Annotated in this window: 22 protein-coding genes; 11 read left to right on the top strand and 11 right to left on the bottom strand. The window is 63.2% G+C overall.

The annotated features are described in order from the left end of the window. Positions 1–224: 224 nt before the first annotated feature. Together QUG01_RS05810 and dbpA are read left to right on the top strand one after the other, a co-directional pair. Positions 225–1,772 carry a methyl-accepting chemotaxis protein gene (locus QUG01_RS05810; RefSeq protein ID WP_500829301.1) on the top strand — a complete coding sequence of 516 codons (1,548 nt, stop codon included), beginning with the start codon at positions 225–227 and terminating at the stop codon, positions 1,770–1,772. A gap of 161 nt (positions 1,773–1,933) precedes the next feature. After that, complete coding sequence (dbpA, locus tag QUG01_RS05805; RefSeq protein WP_500829300.1) at positions 1,934–3,316, top strand: ATP-dependent RNA helicase DbpA; 1,383 nt, start codon at positions 1,934–1,936, stop codon at positions 3,314–3,316. Between the two features lie 56 nt (positions 3,317–3,372). Here dbpA and QUG01_RS05800 read toward each other — a convergent pair whose 3' ends face one another. Next, on the bottom strand, positions 3,373–4,989 hold the full coding sequence (locus QUG01_RS05800; protein WP_500829299.1) for a methyl-accepting chemotaxis protein: 1,617 nt from the start codon (positions 4,987–4,989) through the stop codon (positions 3,373–3,375). A gap of 217 nt (positions 4,990–5,206) precedes the next feature. Here QUG01_RS05800 and QUG01_RS05795 point away from each other — a divergent pair, with 217 nt between their 5' ends. After that, positions 5,207–5,875 (top strand): 7-cyano-7-deazaguanine/7-aminomethyl-7-deazaguanine transporter, encoded by a 669-nt coding sequence (locus tag QUG01_RS05795; protein ID WP_500829298.1) that lies wholly within the window; start codon positions 5,207–5,209, stop codon positions 5,873–5,875. A gap of 81 nt (positions 5,876–5,956) precedes the next feature. Here the strand turns inward: QUG01_RS05795 and QUG01_RS05790 are convergent, their stop codons facing one another. After that, positions 5,957–10,030 (bottom strand): sensor domain-containing protein, encoded by a 4,074-nt coding sequence (locus tag QUG01_RS05790; RefSeq protein WP_500829297.1) that lies wholly within the window; start codon positions 10,028–10,030, stop codon positions 5,957–5,959. A 324-nt stretch (positions 10,031–10,354) separates the two neighbouring features. On the opposite strand from QUG01_RS05790, the gene QUG01_RS05785 reads away from it, so the two are divergent. Next, positions 10,355–11,179 (top strand): hypothetical protein, encoded by an 825-nt coding sequence (locus QUG01_RS05785; RefSeq protein WP_500829296.1) that lies wholly within the window; start codon positions 10,355–10,357, stop codon positions 11,177–11,179. Here QUG01_RS05785 and QUG01_RS05780 read toward each other — a convergent pair. Beyond that, positions 11,176–11,733, bottom strand: a complete 558-nt coding sequence (locus QUG01_RS05780) for an FMN-binding negative transcriptional regulator (RefSeq protein ID WP_500829295.1) — start codon at positions 11,731–11,733, stop codon at positions 11,176–11,178. The two genes, QUG01_RS05785 and QUG01_RS05780, sit on opposite strands and share 4 nt — an antisense overlap. 111 nt (positions 11,734–11,844) lie before the next feature. Here QUG01_RS05780 and gntR point away from each other — a divergent pair, with 111 nt between their 5' ends. From gntR to QUG01_RS05760, 4 genes are all read left to right on the top strand, one after another. After that, positions 11,845–12,864, top strand: a complete 1,020-nt coding sequence (gene gntR, locus QUG01_RS05775) for an HTH-type transcriptional regulator GntR (RefSeq protein WP_500829294.1) — start codon at positions 11,845–11,847, stop codon at positions 12,862–12,864. A 185-nt stretch (positions 12,865–13,049) separates the two neighbouring features. Beyond that, the gene (locus QUG01_RS05770) at positions 13,050–13,550 is read left to right on the top strand and encodes a gluconokinase (RefSeq protein WP_500829293.1); all 501 of its coding nucleotides are present in this window, start codon (positions 13,050–13,052) and stop codon (positions 13,548–13,550) included. Between the two features lie 26 nt (positions 13,551–13,576). After that, the gene (locus QUG01_RS05765) at positions 13,577–14,884 is read left to right on the top strand and encodes an MFS transporter (protein WP_500829292.1); all 1,308 of its coding nucleotides are present in this window, start codon (positions 13,577–13,579) and stop codon (positions 14,882–14,884) included. A gap of 191 nt (positions 14,885–15,075) precedes the next feature. Further along, on the top strand, positions 15,076–15,687 hold the full coding sequence (locus QUG01_RS05760) for a beta/gamma crystallin domain-containing protein (RefSeq protein ID WP_500829291.1): 612 nt from the start codon (positions 15,076–15,078) through the stop codon (positions 15,685–15,687). 82 nt (positions 15,688–15,769) lie between these two features. On the opposite strand, the gene nudB is transcribed toward QUG01_RS05760, so the two are convergent. From nudB to QUG01_RS05725, 7 genes are read right to left on the bottom strand one after another with little or no spacing between them, the layout of a single operon-like run. Continuing rightward, positions 15,770–16,219, bottom strand: coding sequence for a dihydroneopterin triphosphate diphosphatase (nudB, locus tag QUG01_RS05755; protein ID WP_500829290.1), 450 nt, complete (start codon positions 16,217–16,219; stop codon positions 15,770–15,772). Further along, positions 16,220–16,840, bottom strand: coding sequence for a response regulator transcription factor (locus QUG01_RS05750; protein ID WP_043626097.1), 621 nt, complete (start codon positions 16,838–16,840; stop codon positions 16,220–16,222). A 12-nt stretch (positions 16,841–16,852) separates the two neighbouring features. Then, positions 16,853–18,142 carry a mechanosensitive ion channel family protein gene (locus QUG01_RS05745; protein WP_500829289.1) on the bottom strand — a complete coding sequence of 430 codons (1,290 nt, stop codon included), beginning with the start codon at positions 18,140–18,142 and terminating at the stop codon, positions 16,853–16,855. 54 nt (positions 18,143–18,196) lie between these two features. After that, complete coding sequence (lolD, locus tag QUG01_RS05740) at positions 18,197–18,889, bottom strand: lipoprotein-releasing ABC transporter ATP-binding protein LolD (protein WP_500829288.1); 693 nt, start codon at positions 18,887–18,889, stop codon at positions 18,197–18,199. Next, positions 18,882–20,120, bottom strand: a complete 1,239-nt coding sequence (locus tag QUG01_RS05735) for a lipoprotein-releasing ABC transporter permease subunit (RefSeq protein ID WP_500829287.1) — start codon at positions 20,118–20,120, stop codon at positions 18,882–18,884. Before QUG01_RS05735 ends, lolD begins: the two co-directional genes overlap by 8 nt. Positions 20,121–20,122: 2 nt before the next feature. Continuing rightward, positions 20,123–20,353 (bottom strand): hypothetical protein, encoded by a 231-nt coding sequence (locus tag QUG01_RS05730; RefSeq protein WP_500829286.1) that lies wholly within the window; start codon positions 20,351–20,353, stop codon positions 20,123–20,125. A gap of 58 nt (positions 20,354–20,411) precedes the next feature. Then, positions 20,412–21,140, bottom strand: a complete 729-nt coding sequence (locus QUG01_RS05725) for a C40 family peptidase (protein WP_500829285.1) — start codon at positions 21,138–21,140, stop codon at positions 20,412–20,414. A 123-nt stretch (positions 21,141–21,263) separates the two neighbouring features. Between QUG01_RS05725 and QUG01_RS05720 the strand changes: the two genes are divergently transcribed. Further along, positions 21,264–22,883 carry an ABC1 kinase family protein gene (locus tag QUG01_RS05720; RefSeq protein ID WP_500829284.1) on the top strand — a complete coding sequence of 540 codons (1,620 nt, stop codon included), beginning with the start codon at positions 21,264–21,266 and terminating at the stop codon, positions 22,881–22,883. A gap of 205 nt (positions 22,884–23,088) precedes the next feature. Beyond that, the gene (locus QUG01_RS05715; RefSeq protein ID WP_500829283.1) at positions 23,089–23,220 is read left to right on the top strand and encodes a hypothetical protein; all 132 of its coding nucleotides are present in this window, start codon (positions 23,089–23,091) and stop codon (positions 23,218–23,220) included. Here the strand turns inward: QUG01_RS05715 and QUG01_RS05710 are convergent. Then, positions 23,211–24,002: a transporter substrate-binding domain-containing protein gene (locus QUG01_RS05710; protein WP_500829282.1), complete on the bottom strand. Its 792-nt coding sequence runs from the start codon at positions 24,000–24,002 to the stop codon at positions 23,211–23,213. The genes QUG01_RS05715 and QUG01_RS05710 overlap by 10 nt on opposite strands. A gap of 163 nt (positions 24,003–24,165) precedes the next feature. On the opposite strand from QUG01_RS05710, the gene QUG01_RS05705 reads away from it, so the two are divergent. Continuing rightward, positions 24,166–24,516 carry a DUF2325 domain-containing protein gene (locus QUG01_RS05705; protein WP_071110474.1) on the top strand — a complete coding sequence of 117 codons (351 nt, stop codon included), beginning with the start codon at positions 24,166–24,168 and terminating at the stop codon, positions 24,514–24,516. Positions 24,517–24,537: the final 21 nt, after the last annotated feature.

Below are 24,537 nucleotides of genomic sequence, written 5' to 3'. Positions count from 1 at the left end.
ATCTTGGCCAGACGCAGCCCACACTCGCCGAACTAGAATTCCTACGGCATAGCCATGCTAAAGTTATTTTCAGCTGCCCGCCCAGCAACGATCAAAACACAAACCACACACAGGAGACGGGGCCACGCCGCCCCGGCATGCAATGAGAAAATTTTCCGACTGGCCAATCTGGCTGCGACTGACCGGCGCCATCTGGAGCTGCCTGGTACTGGCATGGGGGGGGATTGATCGCGTGGGAAACGCGCGCCAGCCGCGACATCGCGGTGGAACAGGCCAAGGACCTGGCGCACAGCATGAATGAAATGACGCTGGCCGGGCTGACCGGCATGATGATCACCGGCACCGTGGGCCAGCGCGACGTGTTTCTGGACCAGATCCGCGAGCTGTCCGCCGTGCGCGACCTGCGGGTGATACGCGGCGAACCCGTCAACAAGCAGTTCGGCCCCGGCAACGCCGGCGACAAGGGGCGCGCCACCGATGCGCTGGAACGCGCCGCGCTGCAGGACGGCAAGCCGCATGTGCAGATCGAATCCACACCCGAGCTGGGCGAGCATTTGAGGGTGGTGTACCCGGCGCTGGCCTCATCCAATTATCTGGGCAAGAACTGCATGGCCTGCCACCAAGTGGCGGACAAAACGCCGCTGGGCGCGGTCAGCATGCGCATCTCGCTGGAAAAACCGTATGCCGCGGTGGACAGCTTCCGCACGCAGAGCATCCTGTTCGCCCTGCTGGCCTCGCTGCCGCTCTTGGGCGTGGTGTATCTGTTCATCCGCCGTTTCGTGACCGACCCCTTGCAGGAAATGGCCAAGGGCTTGGCCGAGCTGGCCAAGGGCGAAGGCGACCTGACGCGCCGGCTGCCGACCAGAAGCAACGACGAGATCGGCGTCACCGCCCGCCTGTTCAACCAGATGCTGGGCACGGTGGCCAGCCTGGTGCGCCAGGTCAGCGAAAGCGCGGACGCGGTGGCCTTGGCCTCGCGCCGCCTGTCCGGCGGCGCCAACCAGCTGGCCGCCAGCTCGCACCGCCAGAACAGCCAGTCGCTGGCTGCCGCGGAGGCTGTGGAGCAGCTGGCCTGCCACATCGGAGAGATCGCCGGCAAGGCGGAGCACGTCAGCAACGGCGCCGAGGAAAGCCTGCAGCGTTCCGAGCAGGGCCAGCGCAGCCTGCAGCAGCTGCAACAGGAGGTCGGCCAGGTGGAAAGCGCGGTGCAGCTGATGGCGCAGGCGGAGAGCGACCTGGTCAACTCCACCGCCGTGATCACCAGCATGACCAAGGAAGTGCGCGAGATCGCCGAGCAGACCAACCTGCTGGCGCTGAACGCGGCGATAGAAGCCGCCCGCGCCGGCGAGATGGGCCGCGGCTTCGCCGTGGTGGCGGACGAGGTGCGCAAACTGGCCGAGAAATCGGCCAAATCCGCCAGCGAGATCGACTCCGTCACCGGCGCGCTGAACAGCAAGACCGATGCGGTGCGGCAAGCCGTCAGCGCCAGCCTGCAATCGCTCGAAGCCAGCCGCCACTCCACAAACAGCGTGGCCAGCGTGCTGAGCGCCGCCAACCAGTCGGTGGCCGAAGTCCGGAACGGCCTGCAGCAGATCGTCGAAGTCACCGAGCAGCAACGCCTCACCAGCCAGGCGGTCAACGAAAACATCGACGCCATCGCCAACATGGCGCGCACCAACGACGCCGATATTCAGCAGACCGTGGGCGCGGCGGCGGAGCTGGAAACGCTGGCGCAGCGCCTGACGGACTCGGTGTCGCGCTTCCGAGTGTGAGGATACCCGGGCAAAAACCGCAACATCTGATAAAACTAGATAGGAAGACCCCAGCGCCCGGTTCACCGGGCGTTTTTTCAACTGAAAATGCGCTGGGCATTTGGCCGCGAGCCTCACTGCTGTTACACTGCCCAGCCTTTAGCCAACCGCGCCAAGTCATTGTGAAACCAGCCGCTTTTTCCTCCCTGCCCCTGCCCGCCCCCTTGCTGTCCAACCTGGACAGCCTGGGCTACCACCAGATGACCGCCATCCAGGCCGCCAGCCTGCCCGCCATTCTGGAAGGCCGCGACCTGATCGCCCAGGCCAAGACCGGCAGCGGCAAGACGGCTGCGTTCGGCTTGGGCCTCTTGGCCAGCATCAATCCGCGCTGGTTTGGCGTGCAGGCGCTGGTGATGTGCCCGACGCGCGAACTGGCTGACCAGGTGGCGCAGGAAATCCGCCGCCTGGCGCGCGCCATCGACAATATCAAGGTGGTGACGCTGACCGGCGGCACCCCGATGGGGCCGCAGATCGGCTCGCTGGAGCATGGCGCGCACATCGTGGTGGGCACGCCGGGCCGGCTGCAGGACCATCTGTTCCGCGAAACGCTGAACCTCTCCGGCGTGAAAACGCTGGTGCTGGACGAGGCGGACCGCATGATAGACATGGGCTTCATCGAGGAAATCGTCGGCATCGTCCGCGCCTGCCCGAAGAACCGCCAGACCCTGCTGTTCTCCGCCACCTATCCGGAAGACATCCGCAAGGCCAGCGCGCAGTTCCTGAAAAACCCGGTGGAAGTGAAGGTGGAGTCGCTGCACAAGGCCGACCACATCGAGCAGTGGTTTTACAAGGTGAAGCCGGAAACCCGGCTGGAAACGGTCAGCCGCATCCTGCGCCACCTGCGCCCCACTTCGGCGCTGGCCTTCTGCAATACCCGCGAACGCTGCAAGGAGCTGGTGCGCGAGCTGCAGGAGCAAGGCTTCAACGCCCTGACGCTGCACGGCGACCTGGAGCAGCGCGAGCGCGACCAGATTCTGCTGCGCTTCGCCAACAAGAGCGCCACGGTGCTGGTGGCCACCGACGTGGCGGCGCGCGGACTGGACATCAAGGAGCTGGATGTGGTGATCAACGTCGACGTCACTCATGATCCGGAAGTGCACATCCACCGCATCGGCCGCACCGGCCGCGGCGATCAGCACGGCCTGGCGCTGACCCTGGCCACCGACAGCGAGGCCAAGCGTCTGGTGCAGATCGAAAACTATCAGCAGGCCGACCTGACCTGGGCCGATGTGGAAGAGCTGACGCCGGCCCCGGGCGGCCCGCTGCTGCCGCCGATGGTGACGCTGGAAATCGCCGGCGGCAAACGCGAAAAACTGCGCCCGGGCGATCTTTTGGGCGCGCTGACCGGCGAGGCTGGCTTTGCCGGCAGCCAGATCGGCAAGATCAACATCTTTGAATTCAACAGCTTCGTGGCGCTGGAGCGCAGCATCGCCGAAGCCGCCCTGGCCAAGCTGTCGCAAGGCAAGATCAAGGGCAAGCAGTTCAAGATGCGGCTGATCGGCTGACGCCGAAAATGAAACAGGGCCTGGCGGCCCTGTTTTCCCCGACCTGCACCCTCGTCTTATACCTGATACTGCCCCACCGTCCGCTGTATGCTTTCCGCCTGATCCCTCAGCCGGTTGGCGGAACTGGCCGAATCGTTGGCATCCTTGGAATTGCCCTCCGCCATCATGGCGATCTGCTCCACCTTCTGCGCGATGATATTGCTGGCGCTGCCCTGCTCCACAATGCTGCTGGAAATCTCGCTGATCAGCTCCACGCTGCGTTCGGAATTGGTTTTGATTTCCTGAATCGCCTCGCTGGCGCCGCGCGCTTTTTCCGCCTCCAGATTCACGCGCTCCACCACTTGCTGCATGCCAGCCACCGCCGCCTGCGTGCCGTGCTGCATCTTGTCGATCACGCCGGAAATTTCTGTGGTGGAACTGGCGGTACGCTCGGCCAGCTTGCGCACTTCGTCCGCCACCACGGCGAAGCCGCGGCCCATCTCGCCGGCTCGCGCCGCTTCGATCGCCGCGTTCAACGCCAGCAAATTGGTCTGATCCGCAATATCCTTGATCACGCCCAAAACCGTGGCGATGGTGGAGCTGTCATCGCGCAGTTTGCCGATGCGGTCCGCCGCCTCGCCGACCGCCTGCGCCACCGCGCTGATGCCGTCCACCGTGCCCAGCACCACGCCGCTGCCGCGCTCGGCGATCTCGCCGGCCTCCTGCGCCTGCGCATTCGCCTCGCGCGCCCGGTCAGCCACATGGTTGATGCTGACCGTCACCTGCTCCACGGCGGCCGCCATTTCCGAGGCGGACTCGCTCTGCGTCACTGAACTGCCGGCGATGTGCGAGGACGAATCGGCCATCATCACGATGGCGCCTTGCATCTGGCTCACGCTGCCGCGGATTTCCAGAAAGCTCTGCTGCAGCCGCCCCATCAGCTCGTTGAACGCCGTCGCGGCCTGGCCAATCTCATCCATCCGCGCCACCGGCGCGCGTTGGCGGAAATCCAGCTGGGTGCGCACGGCCTGCATGGTGCCAAGCAAGCTGGCCAGACTGTTGCGGATATTGACGTATAGATGCGTGCTCAAGCCGCCGCAAATCAGTATGGCCAGCAGCACCACCGCCACCGACATGGCAACGCCGGCCTGATAGGCCGATGCATTGTCCTGCGACAACTGCTCGGCCAGCTTGTAGTTGTATTCGATGTGGTCCAGCAGCAGTTGATTCAGCGTCTTGGCCTCTTCCGCCATATCGCCCAGCATCAGCTTGTCGGCGCCGGCCACATCATTGGCCTGCACCAGCTGCAGGTATTTCTCGCGCTGCTGTCTATAGGTTTTCATCCCGTCGCGATCAGCCTGCAGCATCTTGCGATCGGTATCGTCCGAGATCAGATCCTTTTCGTACTTGTCCATCGTCGCGTCAAAACGCTTATCCAGCTCCAGCATGCGCGCCTGCTGCGCCGCCTTGGCGGCGGGATCGGTCAGGGCCACGCTGCGCGCCAGCGTCAGCCGGATGCCTGCCAGCGCTTCCTTGCCCTCGTCCAATACATGGATGCTGGGGAAAGTATTGACCTTCAGATAATCGAAGCGCTCATTCGCTTTCTTCTGCTGCCACAAGCCCTGAACCCCCACCACGATCATCGCGATCAGAGCCAGAGCTATCGTCAACATCAGCCGCTTGGTTATCGTCATCGCCCACTCCTTCCAACCATCCGCGTGCCAGCAAAATTACTTAGAGTAGTTATAGACAGGACTGACAAACAAACAACAAATCGTTTCGCATATCCCATAATCAGCGCATAGCGCCCTTTTCATCTGGCCGCCAAACCGGTAACATGCTGCCCCTTGCCGTTATCGCGGCGTTTATTCACTGGGTTCCCTCACCCCAGTCAGCAAAAAGGATATTCCGATGTTCGCCTTTACCCGCCGTCAGCGCTTGTCCGCGCTGTTATGGCTCTCGTGCTTTCATATCGCCATCATTGCGTCCAGCAATTACCTGGTGCAGCTGCCGATCACCGTGTTCGGCTTCCACACCACCTGGGGCGCTTTCACGTTTCCGTTCATCTTCCTGGCGACCGACCTGACCGTGCGCATCTTCGGCGCGCCGCTGGCCAGGCGCATCATCCTGGCGGCGATGGTGCCGGCGCTGGCCATCTCCTATCTGGTGTCCACGCTGTTCTATCAGGGGTCCTGGCAAGGCGCGCAGGCGCTGCAGCAGTTCAACCTGTTTGTCGCCCGCATCGCCGTGGCCAGCTTTGCCGCCTATGCCCTGGGCCAGATACTGGATGTGCAGGTATTCAACCGCCTGCGCCAGCTCAAGGCCTGGTGGGCGGCCCCGGCCGCGGCGATGTTCCTGGGCAATATCAGCGACACGCTGTCGTTTTTCTTCATCGCTTTCTACAAGAGCAGCGACGCCTTCATGGCAGCCAACTGGGTTGAGATCGCTCTGGTGGATTACAGCTTCAAGGTGCTGATCTGCATGCTGTTCTTCCTGCCCATGTATGGCGTGGTGTTGAAGATGATCCTGCAGCGGCTGCTGCGGAGCGGGGCGACAGAGCAAACGCTGCAGCCGGTTTGATCCCGCATCAGAATATTGGACGCTTAAAAAATAAAAATGCTGTTCACTTTGTAAAGTGAACAGCATCGGCCTTTGCGCCCGTCATTTCATTTGAATGTCCAGCCCCGCCGCCCCGAGGTCCAACTGGCGCCAGACCGCGTCATCGCGCCAGTGCCGGCACCAGTCCGGCACGGCGGCGGCCTCCATCGGCCGGGCGATGCCGAAGCCCTGGGCATAGCGGCAACCCAGCGCGCGCAGCGCGGCGCCATGCTCCAGCGTTTCCACGCCTTCGGCGATCACCTTGCGATTGAAGATCGCCGCCAGCTGAATCACGCCTTCAACGATGTGGCGATCATCGGCGCTGGTCAGCATGTCGTGTATGAAGCTGTTGTCTATCTTCAGCGTTTCCACCGGCAGGCGGCGCAGATAATTCAGCGAGGCATAACCGGTGCCGAAATCATCCAGGGCGAAATGGACGCCCAGTTGGCGGCAGCGCTGCAAGGTCTCGATGGTTTTCTCCACATCCGCCTCCGCGCTCTCCTGGATCTCCAGCTCCAGGAAATCCGGCGGCACATTCGGATACAGGGCCAGGCTTTGCGCCAGATGATCGCAAAAATCCGCGCTGAGCAGATAGTGCGCGCTGACATTGGTGCTGATCCGAATCGAGAAGCCGGCATCAGCCCATTGCGAAACCTGCTTCAGCGCGGCATCCAGCACCCATTGCCCGAATGCGCCTTCCAATTCGTGCCCGCGCAGATGCGGCAGAAACTCCGCCGGCGCAAGCAGGCCGCGCTTGGGGTGGTGCCAGCGGATCAAGGCCTCCACGCCGATGATCTCGCCATCGAACAAATCGACCTTGGGCTGGTAGAACAAAGCGAACTCGTCGCGGCCCAGCGCCTGGCTCAGCAACTCCAGGAACTGGCGATGCTCCTGCGCCACGCGGTCGCTTTCCGGATCGAACAGCTGATAGCGGTTCTTGCCCGCCTCCTTGGCCACATACATCGCCTGGTCGGCGTGGCGCAGCAGCGTGTCCGGATCGACATTGTCCTGCGGATACAGGCTGACGCCTACGCTGCAGGTGACATTGACCGTGACATTGCCCACCGGCACCGGCGCGGCCACCGCCTGCAGTATCCGGTCCAGCACCAGCATGCACTCTTCGGTCGAGCCGACCTCGGACAATAGCACCACAAACTCGTCGCCCCCCAGCCGCGCCAAGGTATCGTCGCCGCGCAGCACGGATTTCAAATGGCCGCTTACCGCCACCAGCAGCTGGTCGCCCACCTCATGGCCATATTGATCGTTGACCGATTTGAAGCCGTCCAGGTCGAGGAAGCACACCGCGCAGGACTTGCCGCTGCGCGTGGCGCGCACGATGGCCTGGCGCAGCCGGTCGGACAACAGCCGGCGGTTCGGCACCCCGGTCAGCGGATCGAAATGCGCCACCCTATCCAGTTCCGCCTCATGCACCTTCAGCTGGGTGATATCGGAGAAAATGCCGATATAGTGCTGCACTTGGCCGTTTTCATCCCGCACCACCGAGATCGACAACAGCTCGGCGTACAGCTCGCCGTTCTTGCGCCGGTTCCACAACTCGCCGCGCCAGAAGTTATGCCCCTTCACCGAGCTCCACAACTCTTCGTAAAAGCTGTTGGACTGCTTGCCGGAGGACAGCATGCTGGGTTTGCGGCCTATCACTTCCTCCGCGCTATAGCCGGTGATGCGGCTGAAAGCCTGATTGACCTTGGTGATCACCCCATCCGGGCTGACCATCAAGATGCCCTCGTAACTGCTGTCGAACACCGCCGCGGCTTCTTTCTGCGTCTGTTCGAACACTTTGCGTTCGGTGATGTCGGTATGCGTGCCGGACATCATCAGCGGCTGGCCCGCCGCGTCGCGCTCCACCACCCGGCCGCGCGACAGTATCCAGCGCCAGTCTCCGCCGCGGGTGCGGCAGCGAATTTCCACTTCATGACTGGCCGACTCCGCGCGCAGATTGCGTTGAATCGACTCCTTCGCCCGCGCCACATCGTCTGGATGCACATGGTCGTACCAGTTGTCCGCGGTGATGCGCATCTCTCCCGGGCCATAGCCCAGCATGCTCTCCCAGCGCGGGCTGACCTGAAAACTGCCGGTCTTCAGGTTCCAGTCCCAGAAGCCCTGATCCGACCCTTCGATCACCCGCGCCAGTTGCTGCTCGCGGCTGCGCAAAGCCTGCTCGGCGCGGCGCTGCTCGGTCAGATCGCGGCCAAACGCCATGTAGCGGCCATCTTTCAGCCGGCCGGTAGCCAGATCGACGCAGATGCTGCCGCCTTTCTTCTGCCGCAGCAGCCACTCCGCTCGCAGAAAGGCGCCGGAAGCGATCTGATCCAGATGCGCCTGCAGCATGGGCAGAGACTCCGGGGCCACCAGATCGCGGATCTGCATGCCTTTCAATTCTTCCAAACTGTGCCCGGTAAGCCGGCAAGCCGCCGGATTGGCGAAGATGTAAAACCCATCGGGATCGGTCACCCAAATCGCCTCGCCGGCCTCGTTCAACACCAGCCGCAGATCGTCGTCCACCCGCTTGCGTTCGGTGATGTCGGACAGGTTGCCCACCAGCCTCAGCGCCGCGCCGCGCTCGTCCCACTCCACCGCTCGGCCCCGAGTCTGCAGCCAACGCACGCCATGCGCCTGATTGGCCAAACGGAATTCGACCTCGATGCGCGGCGATTTGCCGCGGCGGTGCGCCTCTATCGCCTGCAGCACGAAAGGCAGGTCCGCCGGGTGAATCAATTGCCGGAAAAAACGGAAATCGCCGCTATCATCCTCCGCCCGCGTGCCGGTCACTTCGTAATAGCGAGGCGAACGGTATACCCGGTCGCTGCGCAGATCCCAATCCCAGAAACCGTCGCTGGTGGCTTCCACCACCAGTTGCAGCCGCGCCTCGCTCGCCTTGACCTGCAAGGCCATGTTCTTGCGAGCCGTGATGTCCTGCATCGTGCCGTACAAGGCCACCACTTTGCCGCCCTCATCCCGCCGGGCCTCGCCACGCGCGGTCACCCAGCAGGAGGTGCCGTCCACCCGCAGCACTTCCAGATCGCACTCATACCCCATTCCGATGAGCCGGCAGCGCTCGGTCGCTTCGGACAACTGCGTCCAGCTATCCAGCGTGAAGAAGCGCTGCAGCGCCGTATAGTCCAAAGGCGGCCCATTGCCATCCAGGCCGAACAGCCGATAGATCTCCGCCGACCACTGGTGGCGGTCGGTGCGCAAATCCCAGCTCCAGCTGCCCAGGCCGGCCAATTGCTGCGCCAGTTGCAGCTCCGCCTCGCTGACGCGCAAGGCTTCCTCGGCGCGTTTGTGAGCGGTGATGTCGCGGGAGATGCCGAACAGGCCGACCAAACGGCCGTCAGGCGCATAGACCGGCCCCTTGGTCACCAGGAATACCATGTCGTCGCCGCTTTGCAGCGTCAGCGATTCTTCCTGGGTCAGCACCCTGCCGGACTGCATGATCGCGCGATCAATCGCCATCAGCTTGCGCGCGGTATCCTCGGCGAACAGCGCATAGTCATCCCGCCCCAGCACCTCGCGCTCATCCTTGCCCACAAAAGCCAGGCCGGCCCGGTTGACCAGCAGATAGCATCCATGCACATCCTTGACGAACACGGCATCCGAAGTGCTGGACACCACCGCGCCCAGCAGCCGGCGGTTCAGCTCCACGCGGAAAAGCGTTTGGCGCAAGACGGCGCCCACCAAGCAGGTCGCCATGCCCGTCAAAACGAGGCACGCCAATTGCAGATGCTGCCCCAAGGACTGCGTGGCATGCGCCCCAAAAACTGGCAAGGCATTGGAAGCCAGCGCAGCCAGAGCGATAGCCAGCAGGCCAGGCCCTAGACCGCCCAAGCTGGCGCACAGCATGATGGGGAGCATGAACAAAATCAGCGTGGACTGCTCGCCGCCTGCCCCGGACAGCATGGCGCGCAGCGCCATGATGCAAACGGTCAACAGGACGGCAAGCAGATAGGCCAAACGGACGGACCAGCGGCTGGGAAGCAAGTCGGCAGACAAGGCCACATGCCAGGCCGGCAGATCCGCTTGATATCCCCGAGCGGCTCGCAGCGCCAATAACAGCAGCAACAAGCTCGCCGCGACAAACAGACCATCTTTGATGGCAAATGCATGCAAACCACCCATCGCACGCACCCACGCGTCGGGCAAAGCGAGCCAAACCCAGGCAAACGCGGCGTAGGCCACTGTCGCCAGCAAGATGAATCTTGTCCGCGGCTGCACCCGCATCGCGCCCCCCCCCCTGCCGGCCAAATGGCCCATGGTGTGATTACATCGGGACCGCCCGCCACTGCAAACGCCCAATCGTAGCGAGATACCCTGTCAATGCTTAGAACGCCTCAAATAAAGATATAGCATTGATCGGCCAGGCAACGGCCATCTGAACCGACTTTCGTTTGAATTTGAACTATTCTTTAGCGGTAAAACAATATGTTGCTTGAAGGATCGGGGATGGAGTTTCAGTTCGATCTGGATGATCCGCTGCAGTGCCTGGAACGGATCTATCTGCAGTTGAATCCCATGGTGGTGGCCTTCCGTCCGCTGATGAACGGCGGCCTGTTCGGCCCGGTATTCGGCAGCGGCCTGCTGCTGTCCTATCGCGACGAAACCTTCATCATCACTTCGGAAGCCGTGCTGGCGGAAATTTGCGTCGCTTACAACCAGCAGGCATGGGCCTGCTCGGAGCGTCTGAAGTGGCCGCTGCGCGAACTGTGCTGCGCCTGTTCGCCGCATATGGAAATCGGCGCGATCCACATGCCGATGGACTGGCTGGACAAGCAGCCTCAACCCTCTTGCTTCGAGCTGAGCGGCGTCGGCTGGGCGGACCCGCAGGCCAGCGCCTTCACCCTGCTGTTGGGCTATCCGGTGCCCTGCCGCTCGCCTTCCGCCGATCCGGATTCGGCCATCGGCATCGTGTCCCGCGCCTACCCGAACGGCAACCGGGACTGCAAAACCCTGCATCCGCTGTTCGTCGAATTCGACAGCCGTGACATCCTGAGCCGGCATCCCTTGGACAAGGCCGCCTTGCAGCACCATTATCAGCTTGCCGGCACGCCCGCCATCAGCCTGTACCATTCCTTCCGCGACGACAGCAACCGTCTGACCGCCTACCTGCAAGGCATCGTCACGGAATGGGACGCGGCAGGCATCGGCGCAGTCACTACCTCCACCATGCTGCTCAACGGCTTTCTCGACAACTACCTGCAACAACTGCAGCAAGGCGGCAAACAGGCCAAGGACAATGTGGCCTCGCTGCTGGCGCGTTTTAGGCGCTAAGGCATCGCCGCGGCGTCGCTCTGGTTCTGGCTCAGCTTGAACTTTCCCTCCAGACTATCCACCGTCAACTCTATGCCGACGATCGCCGCCATCATCTTGTCGATATAATCGGCCGGCGCGTCCTCCATCCGCCAGGGCTGGGCGAAAGCGGCCTCATGCTCGGTCGTCAGATCGCTTAGCAACTGCCGCAGCCATGCCCTGTCGTCCACCGCGCGCAAACGCCCGCGCGCATGCGCCACCATATAGTTCCAGGTCGGCACCACCTTGCCGTGCTCGGCCTTGGCCGGATACCAGCTCGGCGTCACGTAAGCGTCGTCGCCCTGAAAAATGGCCACGGCCTGCGGCTCTCCGCCCAGCTGTTTCCACAAGGGATTGGCACGCGCCACATGGCCGCGCAGAATCAGCGTTTCCTCCCGCCGCACCGCCAGCAAGGGAATATGATTGACCAGCGGGCCGTCCTCGCCGTTGATCGCCAGCGCAGCCAATGGACGGGCGCGCATCAGATGGCATAAAGCGTCCGCGTCGCTCGCCTGAAAATGCTTGGGCAGATACATGGAATGATCCAATCAAATAAGCGCCATTATTCATTTCGTATCATGCCGCGGCAAGCCCGCGCGCTTCACGCTGCGCTACAATAGCGGCGGCCCTTCCCCAGACTGAGAAACATGTCGAGAAAACCGCGCGTCCGCTCCGGCAGCGGCGTCACCATGCATGATGTCGCCCGCGCGGCGGGCGTCAGCGCCATTACCGTGTCGCGCGCGCTGAACCAGCCGCAGCAGGTTTCGCCGGCCTTGCGCGACAAGGTGATGCAAGCCGTGGACGCGCTGGGTTACGTCCCCAGCCGCTCGGCCAGCACCCTGGCCTCGGCGCGTTCGCGCACGGTGCTGGTGCTGATCCCATCTCTTGGCAATACGGTGTTTCTGGACACGCTTGCCGGCATCGAGACCGTGTTGGCCGAAGCCGGCTACCAGATGCTGATCGGCAACAGCCATTACGATGCGGAACAGGAGCTGCAACTGCTGCGCGCCTATCTGCAGCACCGGCCGGACGGCGTGCTGCTGACCGGCCTGAGCCACGCCGCGCCGTTCGATGACCTGTTGCGCCGGCATGGGCTGCCGGCGGTATACATGATGGACCTGGCCGACGACGGCCGCTGCTGCGTGGGCTTCTCGCAAGAAGAAGCCGGCGCGGCCATCACCCGCCACCTGCTGGAGCGCGGCAAGCGCCGCATCGGCTTTCTGGGGGCCCAATTGGATGAGCGGGTGATGAAACGCCTGTCCGGCTATCGCGCGGCCTTGGCCGAGGCCGCTTGCCACGACGCCGGCCTGGAATGGCTGGACCCGGCGCCTTCCAGCATGCAGATGGGCGCCGACATGCTGGACGCCGCCCTGGCGGCGCGCCCGGACTGCGACGCCCTGTTCTGCTGCAACGACGACTTGGCGATAGGCGCGCTGGCGCGCTGCCAACAGCTGGGCATCGCCGTGCCGGCGCGGCTGGCGGTGGCCGGCTTCAACGATCTGCAGCCGGCGGCCTGGTGCACGCCCGCCCTCACCACGGTGGCCACGCCGCGCCGCGAGATCGGCATCCAGGCCGCCCGCGCGCTGCTGGCGATGATAGAAGGCGATGCGCCGCAAGCGCTCCGCCTCGACCTGGGCTTTCAATTGATGCTGCGCCGCAGCAGCTGAAATCCGCCTCCCGCCGCGGCGCGCCTGATCTGCCGCCGCCTGTTGTGCGCCGACTACATTTCTTCCTATCGCAAGTGAAAACTTGATCCAGCTGCTTGTTGCCGCGCTTTTGTTAGCGCTAACATCATTGCCATTCGGCCGATCTGGCATCGGCCATTTCTTCACTCTAATTTGTTAGCGCTAACATGAATACCCGCAATATCGTGGTGATGGGCGTGGCCGGCTGTGGCAAGAGCAGCATAGGCAAACTGCTGGCGGATGCGCTCGGCGCCGGCTTCATCGAGGGCGACAGCTTCCACCCGCCGGAAAACATAGAACGCATGCGCGCCGGCATCCCGCTGGACGATGCCAGCCGCGCCGGCTGGCTGGCCAATCTGGCCCAACAACTGCGGCAGGCGCGCGCCGATGGCCGCGCCATCGTGCTGGCCTGCTCCGCCCTGAAGCGCCGTTACCGCGACGTGCTGCGCGGCGGCGATCCCGAGCTGCGCTTCGTCCATCTGCGCGGCGAAGCGGAACTGATCGCCGCCCGCATGCGCGAACGCAGCGGCCATTTCATGCCGGAGAGCCTGCTGCACAGCCAGTTCGCCGATCTGGAAGCGCCCGGCGCGGACGAGCGCGCCATCGCGGCGGACATCGGCGCGCCGCCGGAAGCCCTGCTGCGGCAAATCCTGGCCACGCTGAAATAACACAACGCAGAAATGAGGAGAACAATATGCACGCCCCGTCACAACAGCAACACCAGGTTCCCGCCCGCCGCTGGCGCATAGGCTGGCTGCTGGGCATCGGCATCCTGGTCAATTATTTCGACCGCATCAGCCTGTCGGTGGCCGCGCCGCAGCTGCAGCAGGAATTCGGCCTGAGCAACGGCGAGCTGGGCCTGTTGTTCAGCGCCTTCTTCTGGAGCTACGCGCTGCTGCAAATCCCCACCGGCCTGATCCTGGACCGCTTCGGCACCACCCGCATCGGCCGGCTGGGCGCGCTCTTGTGGGGCGTGGCCGCCACGCTCACCGCCTGCGCCGGCGGCTTCGCTGGCATCTTCGCCGCCCGCGTGCTATTGGGCATCGCCGAGGCGCCGGGCTTCCCGGTCAGCTCCAAGGCCACCGGCTACTGGTTTCCGCGCCGCGAGCGGGCCATGGCCACCGCCATCTTCGACGCCGCGGCCAAGTTCTCCAATGTGATAGGGGTGCCGCTGGTGGCGCTGGCCGTGGTGCATCTGGGCTGGCGTTGGGGCTTCGGCGTGTCGGCCATCCTCAGCGTGCTGTACTTCATCGCTTTTTATCTGATCTACCGCGACCCCAGCGCCGACCAGAAACTCAGCGCGGCAGAGCGCCAGTACATCATCCAGGGCGGCGCCGCCGAGGAAGGCGTCAGCCAGCAAGGATCGCTGGCGATGCTGGGTTACCTGCTGCGCCAGCGCAAGGTGTGGGGGTTGTCCATAGGCTTCGCCGCCTATGGCTACGTGTTCTACCTGTTCCTGACCTGGCTGCCTGGCTATCTGGTGCAGGCCATGCACATGGATATTCTGAAGTCGGCCTGGTTCTCCGCCATTCCGTGGATGTTCGCCACCCTGTCCGATCTGTTTGTCGGCGGCTGGCTGATCGACAAGCTGATAGACCGCGGCTACGACGAGACCAAGGTGCGCAAAGCGGTGCTGCTATGCGGCATGACCATGGGCATGGCGGTGTTCGGCGCCACGACCACCACCGACCCATACATCGCCATCATCTGGATCACCATCGCGCTGAGCGGCCTGGCCGCCGCCGCGCCGGTGGGCTGGTCGCTGCCGTCCCTGATCGCGCCGCGCGGCGGCACCGGCACCGTCGGCGGCATCATGAACTTCGCCAACAATATGATGGGCGCCATCGCCCCCATCGTCACCGGCTTCATCGTCGGCGCCACCCACTCTTTCACCAATGCCTTCCTGGTGGCGGGCTGCATGCTGGTGATCGGCATCCTGGCCTTTGTCTTCCTGCTCGGCCCCATCGAGCAGTTGCCCGAACCCGGCGTCTCCCCGGATTAAGGCAGCCCCTCGGCCCCGGCCCACGCCGGGGCTTTCTTGCGTCCCGCGCTCAAAAACCATGCATAAAAAGCGGGAATTTCAAGCTTATCACCCCTGCCTACTCGGCCTGTTGCCGTTCTTATGGACTGGCTGCATGCTGCGCGCTGCAGTCAAAGCCCGATTTCCCCAACACTTTGATCAAGGAGCACGGCATGGCGCTGTTACCGGACCAAATCGCTTTCTTCCGCACCAACGATCTGCAAGGCGAACCCACGTACTACAAGGTGGGCGACGATGTTGCCCTGCATGGCGAACTCAATGACAAATACAAATCGGTGGAAGTCGGCGAAACCGCCAAGGTGCGCTGCTACCAGCACATCAACGGCAGCGGCCTGACTCATGAATATCAACCGGGCCGGCATCAAAATATAGATGCGCAGATCAGCGGCCTGTCCAAATTCCAGGTGCTGGCGCTGGACACCCGCTTCGCCGTGGGAATCAAGCTGCACGACAAGACCGGCGGCGAGCCGGGCGATTATCGGATGGAGTTCAAGGCCGCGGCAATTGGCGAGGTGGAAGTGCTCTCCGGCCAGGATGAATATGCTTTCCTGCCCGCCAGCGGCGACTCCAATGAAATCACCTGCGCCATTTTCGTGTTCGACCGCGACCATGGCACGGTCGCCTTAGGCACCGTCTACTTCCAGTGGAACGCGCATAGCCACGAAATCCACATCACGTCTTACGACGAAACCTTCCCGGCCAATATGTCCTACCACAAGGACGACCAGACGCGGATCACCTTCTATCTGGATGCCGTCAAATAAGCATTGACGCAGAGCGCAGGTACACACAAGCGCGACAAAGCCCGCCAAAGCGGGCTTTGTTTTCACTGCGTATCTTGCGCACTCAGGCCATGAGGCCGAGTTTCTGCGGCAGCAGCCGCAAGGCCTCGGCGTTCGATGGGGAGAATACCCGCTCTGCGGCCTGGTCCCACGGCAGCCAGCGGTAACCCAGATGCTCGCGCGGGGCCAGCGTCACCTGGCAAGGCTCGTCCAACATCAGGCCAAACACATGCTCGTCGTTATGGGTGACGCCTTCCGGATAACGGTGGCGCCAGTGCTCGTAGATTTCGTAGCGGTTGACGATGCGCCAGTCGCTGAGCGCGAAGCGGGACGGGTCCAGGCCGGTCTCCTCCGCCACCTCGCGGCGAGCGGTGTCGATCAGATCCTCGTCGCCCTCGCGGCTGCCGGTCACCGACTGCCAGTAGCCGGGCTTGTCCGCCCGCTCCAGCAGCAAAACCTGGCCATCGCGGCTATGAATCACCACCAGCACCGAAACCGGCTGCTTGCTGCCCATCTAGATCTTGCCTCCTTGCGCGCCGGGGGCCGCCAGCATGCCAGCCAGCTCCACCGCGGATTTGACGCCCATTTTTTCGAATACCCGCGAGCGGTGGACCTCCACCGTCTTCATGCTGATGCACAGCTCCTCGGCGATCTGCTTGTTCAGTTTGCCGGCCAGGATCAGTTGCATCACTTCGCGCTCGCGCTCGGTCAGCAGCGCCAGCGCCGCGGCCACTTTCAGTTGGTAGCCGTGCAGCTGGCGGTTCTGCTCGTCCAGCGCCACCGCGGCGGCGGCGCGCTCCAACAGATGCACATCATCAAACGGCTTCTCGATGAAGTCCAGCGCGCCCAGCTTCAAGGCCGCCACCGCGTGCGGCACGTCTCCGTGCGCCGTCAGCATGATCACCGGTGGACAGTAGGGCCAAGCAGCCAGCTTTTCCAGCACCACAATGCCGCTGATGCCGGACAAGCGCAGGTCCAGGACGATGCCATTGTATTCGAAGCCGTTTTCCGCCGCCAGAAAGGCTTCGCCGCTGTCGAAGCCATCCACCTGGTAGCCCTGCCCGTCCAGCAGCCACAGCAAGGATTGCCGCACCGCTTCGTCATCATCGATGATAGCCAGACGCTTTGCGCTCATGATGTCTCCGTGTCAGCCCTGCGCCGGCTTGTCGCCGACGATGCGCACTTCCCGCTGCGGGAAGGGGATTTCGATGTTGTGCTGCTTGAACAGGCGCCAGATGGCGAGATTGATGTCCGACTTCAGGCCCATGAAGCCGTTTTCCGGATCCAGCACCCAGAAACCCAGCTCCATATTGATGCCGCTGTCGGCGAACAAGGTCACAAAGGCGTTCGGCCCCGGCTGCGTCTGCACGCGCGGGTGCACCGCCGCCTGCTTGAGCAGGGACATGGCCAGGTCCAGATCGGTGCCGTAGGCCACCTGCACCGGCACGCTGGTCCACAAGCTCTTTTCCGAGTACGACTGATTGACCACCGTATTCGATACCAGCAGGTCGTTCGGAATCAGCGCCTCGCTGCCATCGCCGCCGCGCAGCACCACGTAGCGCGAAGTCATGCGGGTGACGTTGCCCACTCGGTCGCCCACCATCAGACGGTCGCCGATGCGGATGGAGCGGTCCAGCAGAATGACGAAGCCGGACAGGAAATTCCGGGCGATGTTCTGCAGGCTCAGACCGAGGCCGATGGTGAAACCGCCGCCCAGCGCAGCCAGCACGGTCAGATCGATGCCCACTACCGGCAGGGCGACCATCACCGCGATCACCACCAGGATGATGCGCGTCAGCTTGGCGAACACGATGCGCAGATTGGAATCGAGGTGCTTGAGCTTCATGATGCGCGCCTCGATCAGGCGGCTGGCCCACAGCGCCACCACCACGATCACCGTCACCCACAGCAGGCCGTTGATGATGGTCAGCATGTCCAGCTTGGTCTTGCCGATGCTGAAGGTCATCGACTCCAGCCAATCCGTCACCGCCACATCGAAGCCTATGGTCCAGCTGACGAAGCCCAGCCACAGCACGGTGGCCAGCACGTGCTCGGAATGCCGCTCGAAGCGGCTAGACGGAAACGCCTGCCGCACCACGGCCGTGCACAGCCGGATCACCGCCAGCCAGAACAGCATGGCGCTGAAAATATGCAGCACCAGCATGGGCGCGTGCTCCAGCCGGCCCCAGGCCAGGCTGGCGGCGATCACCAGCAGCTGCGCGGATACCGGCAGCACCAGCCGGAAGCCCAGATACGGCAGGAACTGCTCGTAGCGCTCGGGCGTGCGCGTGAACCAGCGGCGGTATAGATGGCGGGCGATGACGACAGCCAGCAAGACGCAGAGCGCGCCTATGCCCAGCTCGATCAAGCCATTGGGGGTTTGCAGCGCGTCAAGCAGCGCGAAAAAATCCATTTCCTTGCGGATGAACAACAGCAATGTCTGACTCCTTGTCAAAACGGCAAACGGGCCGATCGCTCGGCCCGTTCTGGATCAGGCGGAAACCGTATCGGACCGCGCCAGGCGGCCTTCGTTCAATCGCAGCACCCGCTGGGTGCGTCCGGCCAACTCCAGATCATGGGTGACGATGATCAGACTGGTGCCCAGCGTGCGGTTCAGTTCCAGCATCAGCTCGAATACCTGGCGCGCCGTATTGGCGTCCAGATTGCCGGTCGGCTCGTCGGCCAGCAGGCAGGCCGGTTGCGTGACCAGCGCGCGGGCGATGGCGGCCCGCTGCCGTTCGCCGCCCGATAATTCGCCTGGCTTGTGCTCCAGCCGCTTGCCCAGCCCCACCCGCTCCAGCATCTCCGCTGCACGGCGCGCGGCTTCCGCCTTGTCCATTCGGCGGATCAGCAGCGGCATCATCACGTTCTCCAGCGCGGAAAATTCCGGCAGCAGGTGATGGAACTGGTAGACAAAGCCCAGCGACGCATTGCGCAGCCGGCCGCGCTCGGCTTCGGACAGAGTGGACAGGTCGCGCCCCAAGACTTCCACGGCGCCGGAAGTCGGCGAATCCAGCCCGCCCAGCAGATGCAGCAGCGTGCTCTTGCCGGAGCCGGACGCGCCGACGATGGCCAGATGCTCGCCCTTCTCCACGTCCAGATCGATGCCGGACAGCACATCCAGCGCCAGCTTGCCTTCCTGGTAGCGTTTGCCCAACTGGCGGCAGCTCAATACTTTACTCATAGCGCAGCGCCTCCGCCGGTTGCGTGCGCGCCGCGCGCCAGCTGGGGTACAGCGTGGCGAACAGCGCCAGCAGCAGGGAAATGATGGTGATGGTGGAGACATCGCCCCACTGCACGTCGGACGGCAGATAGTCGATCATGTAGACGTCGCTGGACAGAATTTTGGCGCCGATGATGCGTTCGATCACCGGCACGATCACATCCAGATTCAGCGCGATGGCCACGCCGCTGATAGCGCCCGCCAGCGTGCCCAGCACGCCGGCCACCGCGCCCTGGATCATGAAGATTTTCATGATGCTGCCCGGCGACGCGCCCAGCGTGCGCAAGATCGCGATGTCGGCCTGCTTGTCGGTCACCACCATCACCAGCGTGGACACCAGATTGAAGGCCGCCACCGCGACGATCAGCGTCAGGATGATGGTCATCATCCGCTTCTCGATCTGCACCGCGCGGAAGTAATTGGCATTGGTATCGGTCCAGTCCGTCACCATCAGCTGCGGCAGCTGCGGGCGCAGGCTTTCCTTCAATTGCGGCGCCAGCAACGGGTCATCCAGCTTCAGCCGCACGCCGCTGACCGTATCGCCCATGCGCTCCAGCACTTGGGCGTCGCGCAAATTGACCATGGCCAGCGAGGAATCGAACTCGAACATGTCCACCTTGAAAAGGCCCACCACGGTGAACTGCTTCGAGCGCGGAATCATGCCGGCCGGCGTGATATTGCCCTGCGGCGTCATCAGCGTCACCTTGTCGCCGACGCCCACGCCGAGCTGGCGCGCCAGCTCCACGCCGAGCGCCATGCCGAAGCTGCCCGGCTGCAGATTGTCCAGCTTGCCGGCCACCATGTGGCGGCCCACGTCCACCACCTGATTTTCCAGCTTGGGTTCGACGCCGCGCACCAGGCCGCCGCGCACATTGCCGTAGGCGACGAACAGGCCCTGGCTGCTGACAAAGGGCGCCGCCGCCACCACGTGCGGCTGCTTGACCAGCATATCGCGCGCGCCCTGCCAGTTGGGCAGCCGGCCGTCATAGCCGCTGACCTCCAGATGCGAGGCCACGCTGAGGATGCGGCCGCGGATTTCCTTCTGGAAGCCGTTCATCACCGACAGCACGATGATCAGCGCGGCCACGCCAAGGGCGATGCCGACGATGGAAATCAGCGAAATGAAGGAAATAAACCCGTTGCGGCGCTTGGCGCGCAAATAGCGCAGCCCGATAAAGGCTTCAAATGGCATCGTCAGGCGTCTCGCTCGGAACGGTAGGGGTTGTCCAGGCTCTGCATCATCGCCACCAGGAAGTCGCGCACCTGTCGCTCGTCGCAGCCCATCAGCACCGCGTCCTCGAAAGCGTCCTGCGCCAGCTGGGCGATCTCTTCCAGATTCTCGCGCATCACTTTCAGCTTCTCGACGCAGGCCACCACATTGCCTTCCGGGTCCTTCCAGACCGGTATTGCTATCTTCAAAGTCATTTTCGTTCCTGAAAACAAGATGCCCGCAAGCTGCGGGCATCAGGCTAGACCCTTGGGTTCAGCGCTTGTGCTTCTTCTTGGCGGCATGCGAGGCCTTGGCCGCCTTTTTGCCGCGCGCCGGCTCCGCCGCCTTGCACTTCTTGCCCTTGCGGCATTTGACTTGCGTCTCGGCCTTTTTGGCGCCGCCCTTCACGCTGACGTCATCGGACGTATCGGCCGCCTGGTAGGCGGTGCTACGATTGACCCGGCGCGCTCCATTGTAGCGCGCGCTCCAGTAACTCTGTGACAGATTGGCCACTTCAATGTTCTTGCCGGTGCGCGGCGCATGGATGAATTTGTTGTTGCCCATGTAGATGCCGACATGGGAATAATTGAAGCCGCGGGTGTTGAAGAACACCAGATCCCCTGGCACCAGTTCGCCGCGGCCGACGGACTTGCCCACCTTGGCCATTTCGGCGGCGGTGCGCGGCAGGTTGACGCGCAGCGACTTCTGGAACACGTAACGGATAAAGCCGCTGCAGTCCAGGCCGTCATCCGGCGTGTTGCCGCCGAAGCGGTAGGCCACGCCCAGGAGACTCATCGCTTGCAAAAGCAGATCACCCACCGCATCCTCTTGCGGAGCGGCGTATTTGGAGATGGGATCGTCCGGTTTGTCGGCCGCCGAGCTGTCGGCTGCCGTTTTGCCATCGACCGGGGGCTTGTCCGGCGCGGCCTTGTCTGGCGCAGCCTGGGCGAAAACCATAAAGCCCGCCAGCGCCAGCGCTGATAAGCGGAGTTGCAATTTCATAGGCCGCACTCTATCGGACGGGACCGGTAGTGTAAAGCCAAGCGGAACGGCGAAAAGCACATGATTCGGGAAACCTTGATTGCAATGCGGGACTTACCGCGACTAAGAGAAATCAGCGGAATTTTGATCCGTCATGGCCTGGGAGAGTTCGCGCAGCGGCTGAAACTGCCGCGCGCCATGGAAAAAGCCGGCGAGTGGCTGAATCTGGGCCTGCCGGACGGCGAATCCGGCCAGCCGACGGCGGTGCGGGTGCGGCTGGCCTTTGAAGAGCTGGGCCCCACCTTCATCAAGCTGGGCCAGATCCTGTCCACCCGCGTCGACGTGTTCCCACCGGACTGGATAGATGAATTTGAAAAACTGCAGAACCGCGTGCCGCCTCTGCCGCCGGCCGTGGTGCAGCGCATGGTGCGCGATGCGCTGGGCGGCGCCCCCGAGGAAGTGTTCGCCGAATTCGACATGCGGCCGATCGGCTCCGCCTCCATTGCCCAGGTGCACCGCGCCCGCTTGAAAGACGGCAGCGAGGTGGCGGTCAAGCTGCGCCGCCCCGGCATCGCGGAAAAAGTGGAGGCCGACCTGCGCATCCTGGCCCACCTGGCCCACCTGCTGGAACTGGAATTTCCGGAGCTGCGCCGCTACCAGCCATCCGGCATCGTCGCCCAGTTCTCGCGCTCGCTGCGGCGCGAACTGGATCTCGCCATTGAGGCGCGGAATATGGAGCGCTTCGGCAAGGACTTCGCCGACGATCCGTCGGTGGAAGTGCCGAGCGTGCACTGGCAGTACACCAACGCCGCTGTCAATGTGCAAAGCTTCGTCGACGGCATTCCCGCCAGCGACTTGGGCCGGCTGGCAAGCAGCGGCCTGGACGCGGTGCTGCTGGCGCAGCGCGGCGCCGACGCGGTGCTGAAGATGATTCTGGTCAATGGTTTCTTCCATGCCGACCCCCACCCCGGTAATGTATTCTTCCTCGCCGATCACCGCATCGCCTTCATCGACTTCGGCATGGTGGGCCGCATCAGCCATGTGCGGCGCGACGAAATCGTCGATCTATTGTCCGCCGTGGCCGAACACAACGAGCACGGCATCATCGACGTTTTGATCGAGTGGACCGGCAACACGCCGGTGGACATGCAGAAATTCGCCGACGAAGTCAGCGAATTCATGTTCCAGTACGAGCACGTGCCGCTGAAGGGCCTGAACATCAGCCAGCTGATCGGCGACATCATGACGCTGATCCGCAACCACGGCATCGTACTGCCGCCGGACATGGCCATGTTGTTCAAGGCCTTGATCACGCTGGAGGGGCTGGGCCGGCAATTGAACCCGGATTTCCAGCTGGTGGCCCACATCACGCCTTTCGTCAAGGAGCTGATCGTCGCCCGCTATCACCCGGCGGCGCTGCTGAAACGCGGCCGGCAATCGCTGTCGGAAGGGCTGGAAATGATCACCGGCCTGCCGCGCGACCTGGTGCGGGTGGGCCGCGACATGCGCCATGGCAAGTTCCGCATCAATCTGGACCTGCAGCGGCTGGATAATTTCGGCAAGCAGCTGGACCGCAGCAGCAACCGGCTGACCATGGGCATCGTCACCGGCTGCCTGATCATAGGCTCGTCCATTGTGATGACGGTGAACGCCGGACCCAAGCTGTTCGGCCTGCCGTTCTTCGGCTTCTTCGGTTTCATGCTGGCGCTGCTCAACAGCGTGTGGCTGGTGTGGTCGATCTGGCGCTCCGGCAAGGATTTATAAGCTCGCAAGCACCGCCTGAAACGGCAGGCAATACGCAATCGCCACAGCATCAAGTTGCGCCGGACAGCGTCGATACAGGGGCATTCCCGCCTTGATCGGACGAGCGCCATGCGTATTGCCTCCGTGAATCTGGACCGGATGCGGCGGCAAAGACCAGCTGGAAACCCTGCAACAGGCACATATCGGCGCCATCCTGCTGCCCAGCGTGCAGGCGCCGCTGACCATCCGCCAGGACAGCTCCAATCCCAGGCCGACCGCCCAGATGGCAAGCGCCGGCGTTTATCTGAAGGACGACGGCCAGGCCGGCCTGATCAGCCAGGTGGACGTCTATGGCTGATCCGGCCGGCTGACGATATCGGCCATGAACCACTTGCGGGACAGCGCCAACAAGGCGCCGTCCCGCTGCAGATGTCCAATAGCGCGATTGACCTGCATACGCAGCTGCGGATTGTCCTTGCGCATCACCACGCAGGCATCCTCCCGCGCCAGCATCCGCCCCGCGGCCACCAAATCGCCCCGCGTCTTCAGCATCAGATTCAGCGCCGCCAGCCGATTGATCACGATGGCATCCACCTCGCCGCGGCGCAAGCCATCGTATTTGGTTAAATCGTCGTGGTACAGATGGACATGCGCCTGCGGCACATTGGCGCGCAGCCACTGTTCATAGTTGGTCTCGGCCCCGACGCCGACGTGCGCGCCAGCCAGATCCGCCGCGCTGTGGAAACGCGCCGCGTCGGCCTTGCGCACCACCATCTGCAAACCGCTATAGGTATAGGGGATGGAAAAATCAAAACGGCGTTGACGCTCGGTGGTCGCCACCACCTGATTGATCACCACATCCACCCGGCGGGCGGACAGGCTGCTCAGCATATGGGTCCAGGCAATGGTATGGAAATGCGCCTGGACGCCGAGTTGCTTCGCCAGCTCGCGGCCGAAATCCACTTCGAAACCCTGCAGCTCGGCCCCGGGAGCAGCGCGAAAACTATAAGGCGGAAACGTCCCCTCCAGGCCGATCTCCAGCACGCCTTTGCGTTGAATCTGCGCCAACTGATCCGCTCTTGCGGTCGACAGCAATAGCGGCAGAACCATAGCCAAGATACCCAGCAGCCTAGACTTCATGATGCTCCTTCCCGCCGATCCACCCATTCATGCGTTCAATCTTTACAACATAGGCGCAATGCGTGGCGGCCGCCATCACGCGACGAAACATGCTGAAAGTACAGGTTGACGCTTGAAATGATAATTATTATCATTCTCAAAAATCACTGAAGGAGATCGTCCCATGAACGCCATGCTGGTTGGAGCCGACACGCTGGGCAACATCCCCGACGTGCTGCAGAGCTACGGCATTACCATCAACCGCCACCTGAGCGGCCGCAACAGCTCGCACCAGCGCAAGGTGGACCGGCTGCCCGCCGGCACCGAGCTGCTGATCCTGTTCACCGACTTCCTGGGCCACAATGTGATGCGCCACTTCCGCGAACTGGCCGCTGAGCAACAAATCCGCTTCATCGCCTGTCGCCGTTCGGTCTGCGCGCTGAAACAATCGCTGAGCGGCGCCGGCATGTGCGAAAACCCCTGCGCCGCCTGCCCGCAACGCGCCAGTGAAAAGGCCGGCAAACGCAAACGCTAGGGGCTGTTGACGTTTGGTGAG

This window comes from Chromobacterium sp. CCUG 76385, assembly GCF_059916625.1.
The sequence above is the reverse complement of the archived record's forward strand: the minus strand, read 5'-3'. Positions and strand labels throughout refer to the sequence as shown.

What these genes read in the sequence shown, in the direction of transcription:
- QUG01_RS05800 (WP_500829299.1), bottom strand. Translation starts at nt 4,989, where the DNA reads ATGACGATAACCAAGCGGCTGATGTTGACGATAGCTCTGGCTCTGATC.
- QUG01_RS05795 (WP_500829298.1), top strand. Translation starts at nt 5,207, where the DNA reads ATGTTCGCCTTTACCCGCCGTCAGCGCTTGTCCGCGCTGTTATGGCTC.
- QUG01_RS05790 (WP_500829297.1), bottom strand. Translation starts at nt 10,030, where the DNA reads ATGGGTGGTTTGCATGCATTTGCCATCAAAGATGGTCTGTTTGTCGCG.
- QUG01_RS05785 (WP_500829296.1), top strand. Translation starts at nt 10,355, where the DNA reads ATGGAGTTTCAGTTCGATCTGGATGATCCGCTGCAGTGCCTGGAACGG.
- QUG01_RS05780 (WP_500829295.1), bottom strand. Translation starts at nt 11,733, where the DNA reads ATGTATCTGCCCAAGCATTTTCAGGCGAGCGACGCGGACGCTTTATGC.
- gntR (WP_500829294.1), top strand. Translation starts at nt 11,845, where the DNA reads ATGTCGAGAAAACCGCGCGTCCGCTCCGGCAGCGGCGTCACCATGCAT.
- QUG01_RS05770 (WP_500829293.1), top strand. Translation starts at nt 13,050, where the DNA reads ATGAATACCCGCAATATCGTGGTGATGGGCGTGGCCGGCTGTGGCAAG.
- QUG01_RS05765 (WP_500829292.1), top strand. Translation starts at nt 13,577, where the DNA reads ATGCACGCCCCGTCACAACAGCAACACCAGGTTCCCGCCCGCCGCTGG.
- QUG01_RS05760 (WP_500829291.1), top strand. Translation starts at nt 15,076, where the DNA reads ATGGCGCTGTTACCGGACCAAATCGCTTTCTTCCGCACCAACGATCTG.
- nudB (WP_500829290.1), bottom strand. Translation starts at nt 16,219, where the DNA reads ATGGGCAGCAAGCAGCCGGTTTCGGTGCTGGTGGTGATTCATAGCCGC.
- QUG01_RS05750 (WP_043626097.1), bottom strand. Translation starts at nt 16,840, where the DNA reads ATGAGCGCAAAGCGTCTGGCTATCATCGATGATGACGAAGCGGTGCGG.
- lolD (WP_500829288.1), bottom strand. Translation starts at nt 18,889, where the DNA reads ATGAGTAAAGTATTGAGCTGCCGCCAGTTGGGCAAACGCTACCAGGAA.
- QUG01_RS05735 (WP_500829287.1), bottom strand. Translation starts at nt 20,120, where the DNA reads ATGCCATTTGAAGCCTTTATCGGGCTGCGCTATTTGCGCGCCAAGCGC.
- QUG01_RS05730 (WP_500829286.1), bottom strand. Translation starts at nt 20,353, where the DNA reads ATGACTTTGAAGATAGCAATACCGGTCTGGAAGGACCCGGAAGGCAAT.
- QUG01_RS05725 (WP_500829285.1), bottom strand. Translation starts at nt 21,140, where the DNA reads ATGAAATTGCAACTCCGCTTATCAGCGCTGGCGCTGGCGGGCTTTATG.
- QUG01_RS05710 (WP_500829282.1), bottom strand. Translation starts at nt 24,002, where the DNA reads ATGAAGTCTAGGCTGCTGGGTATCTTGGCTATGGTTCTGCCGCTATTG.
- QUG01_RS05705 (WP_071110474.1), top strand. Translation starts at nt 24,166, where the DNA reads ATGAACGCCATGCTGGTTGGAGCCGACACGCTGGGCAACATCCCCGAC.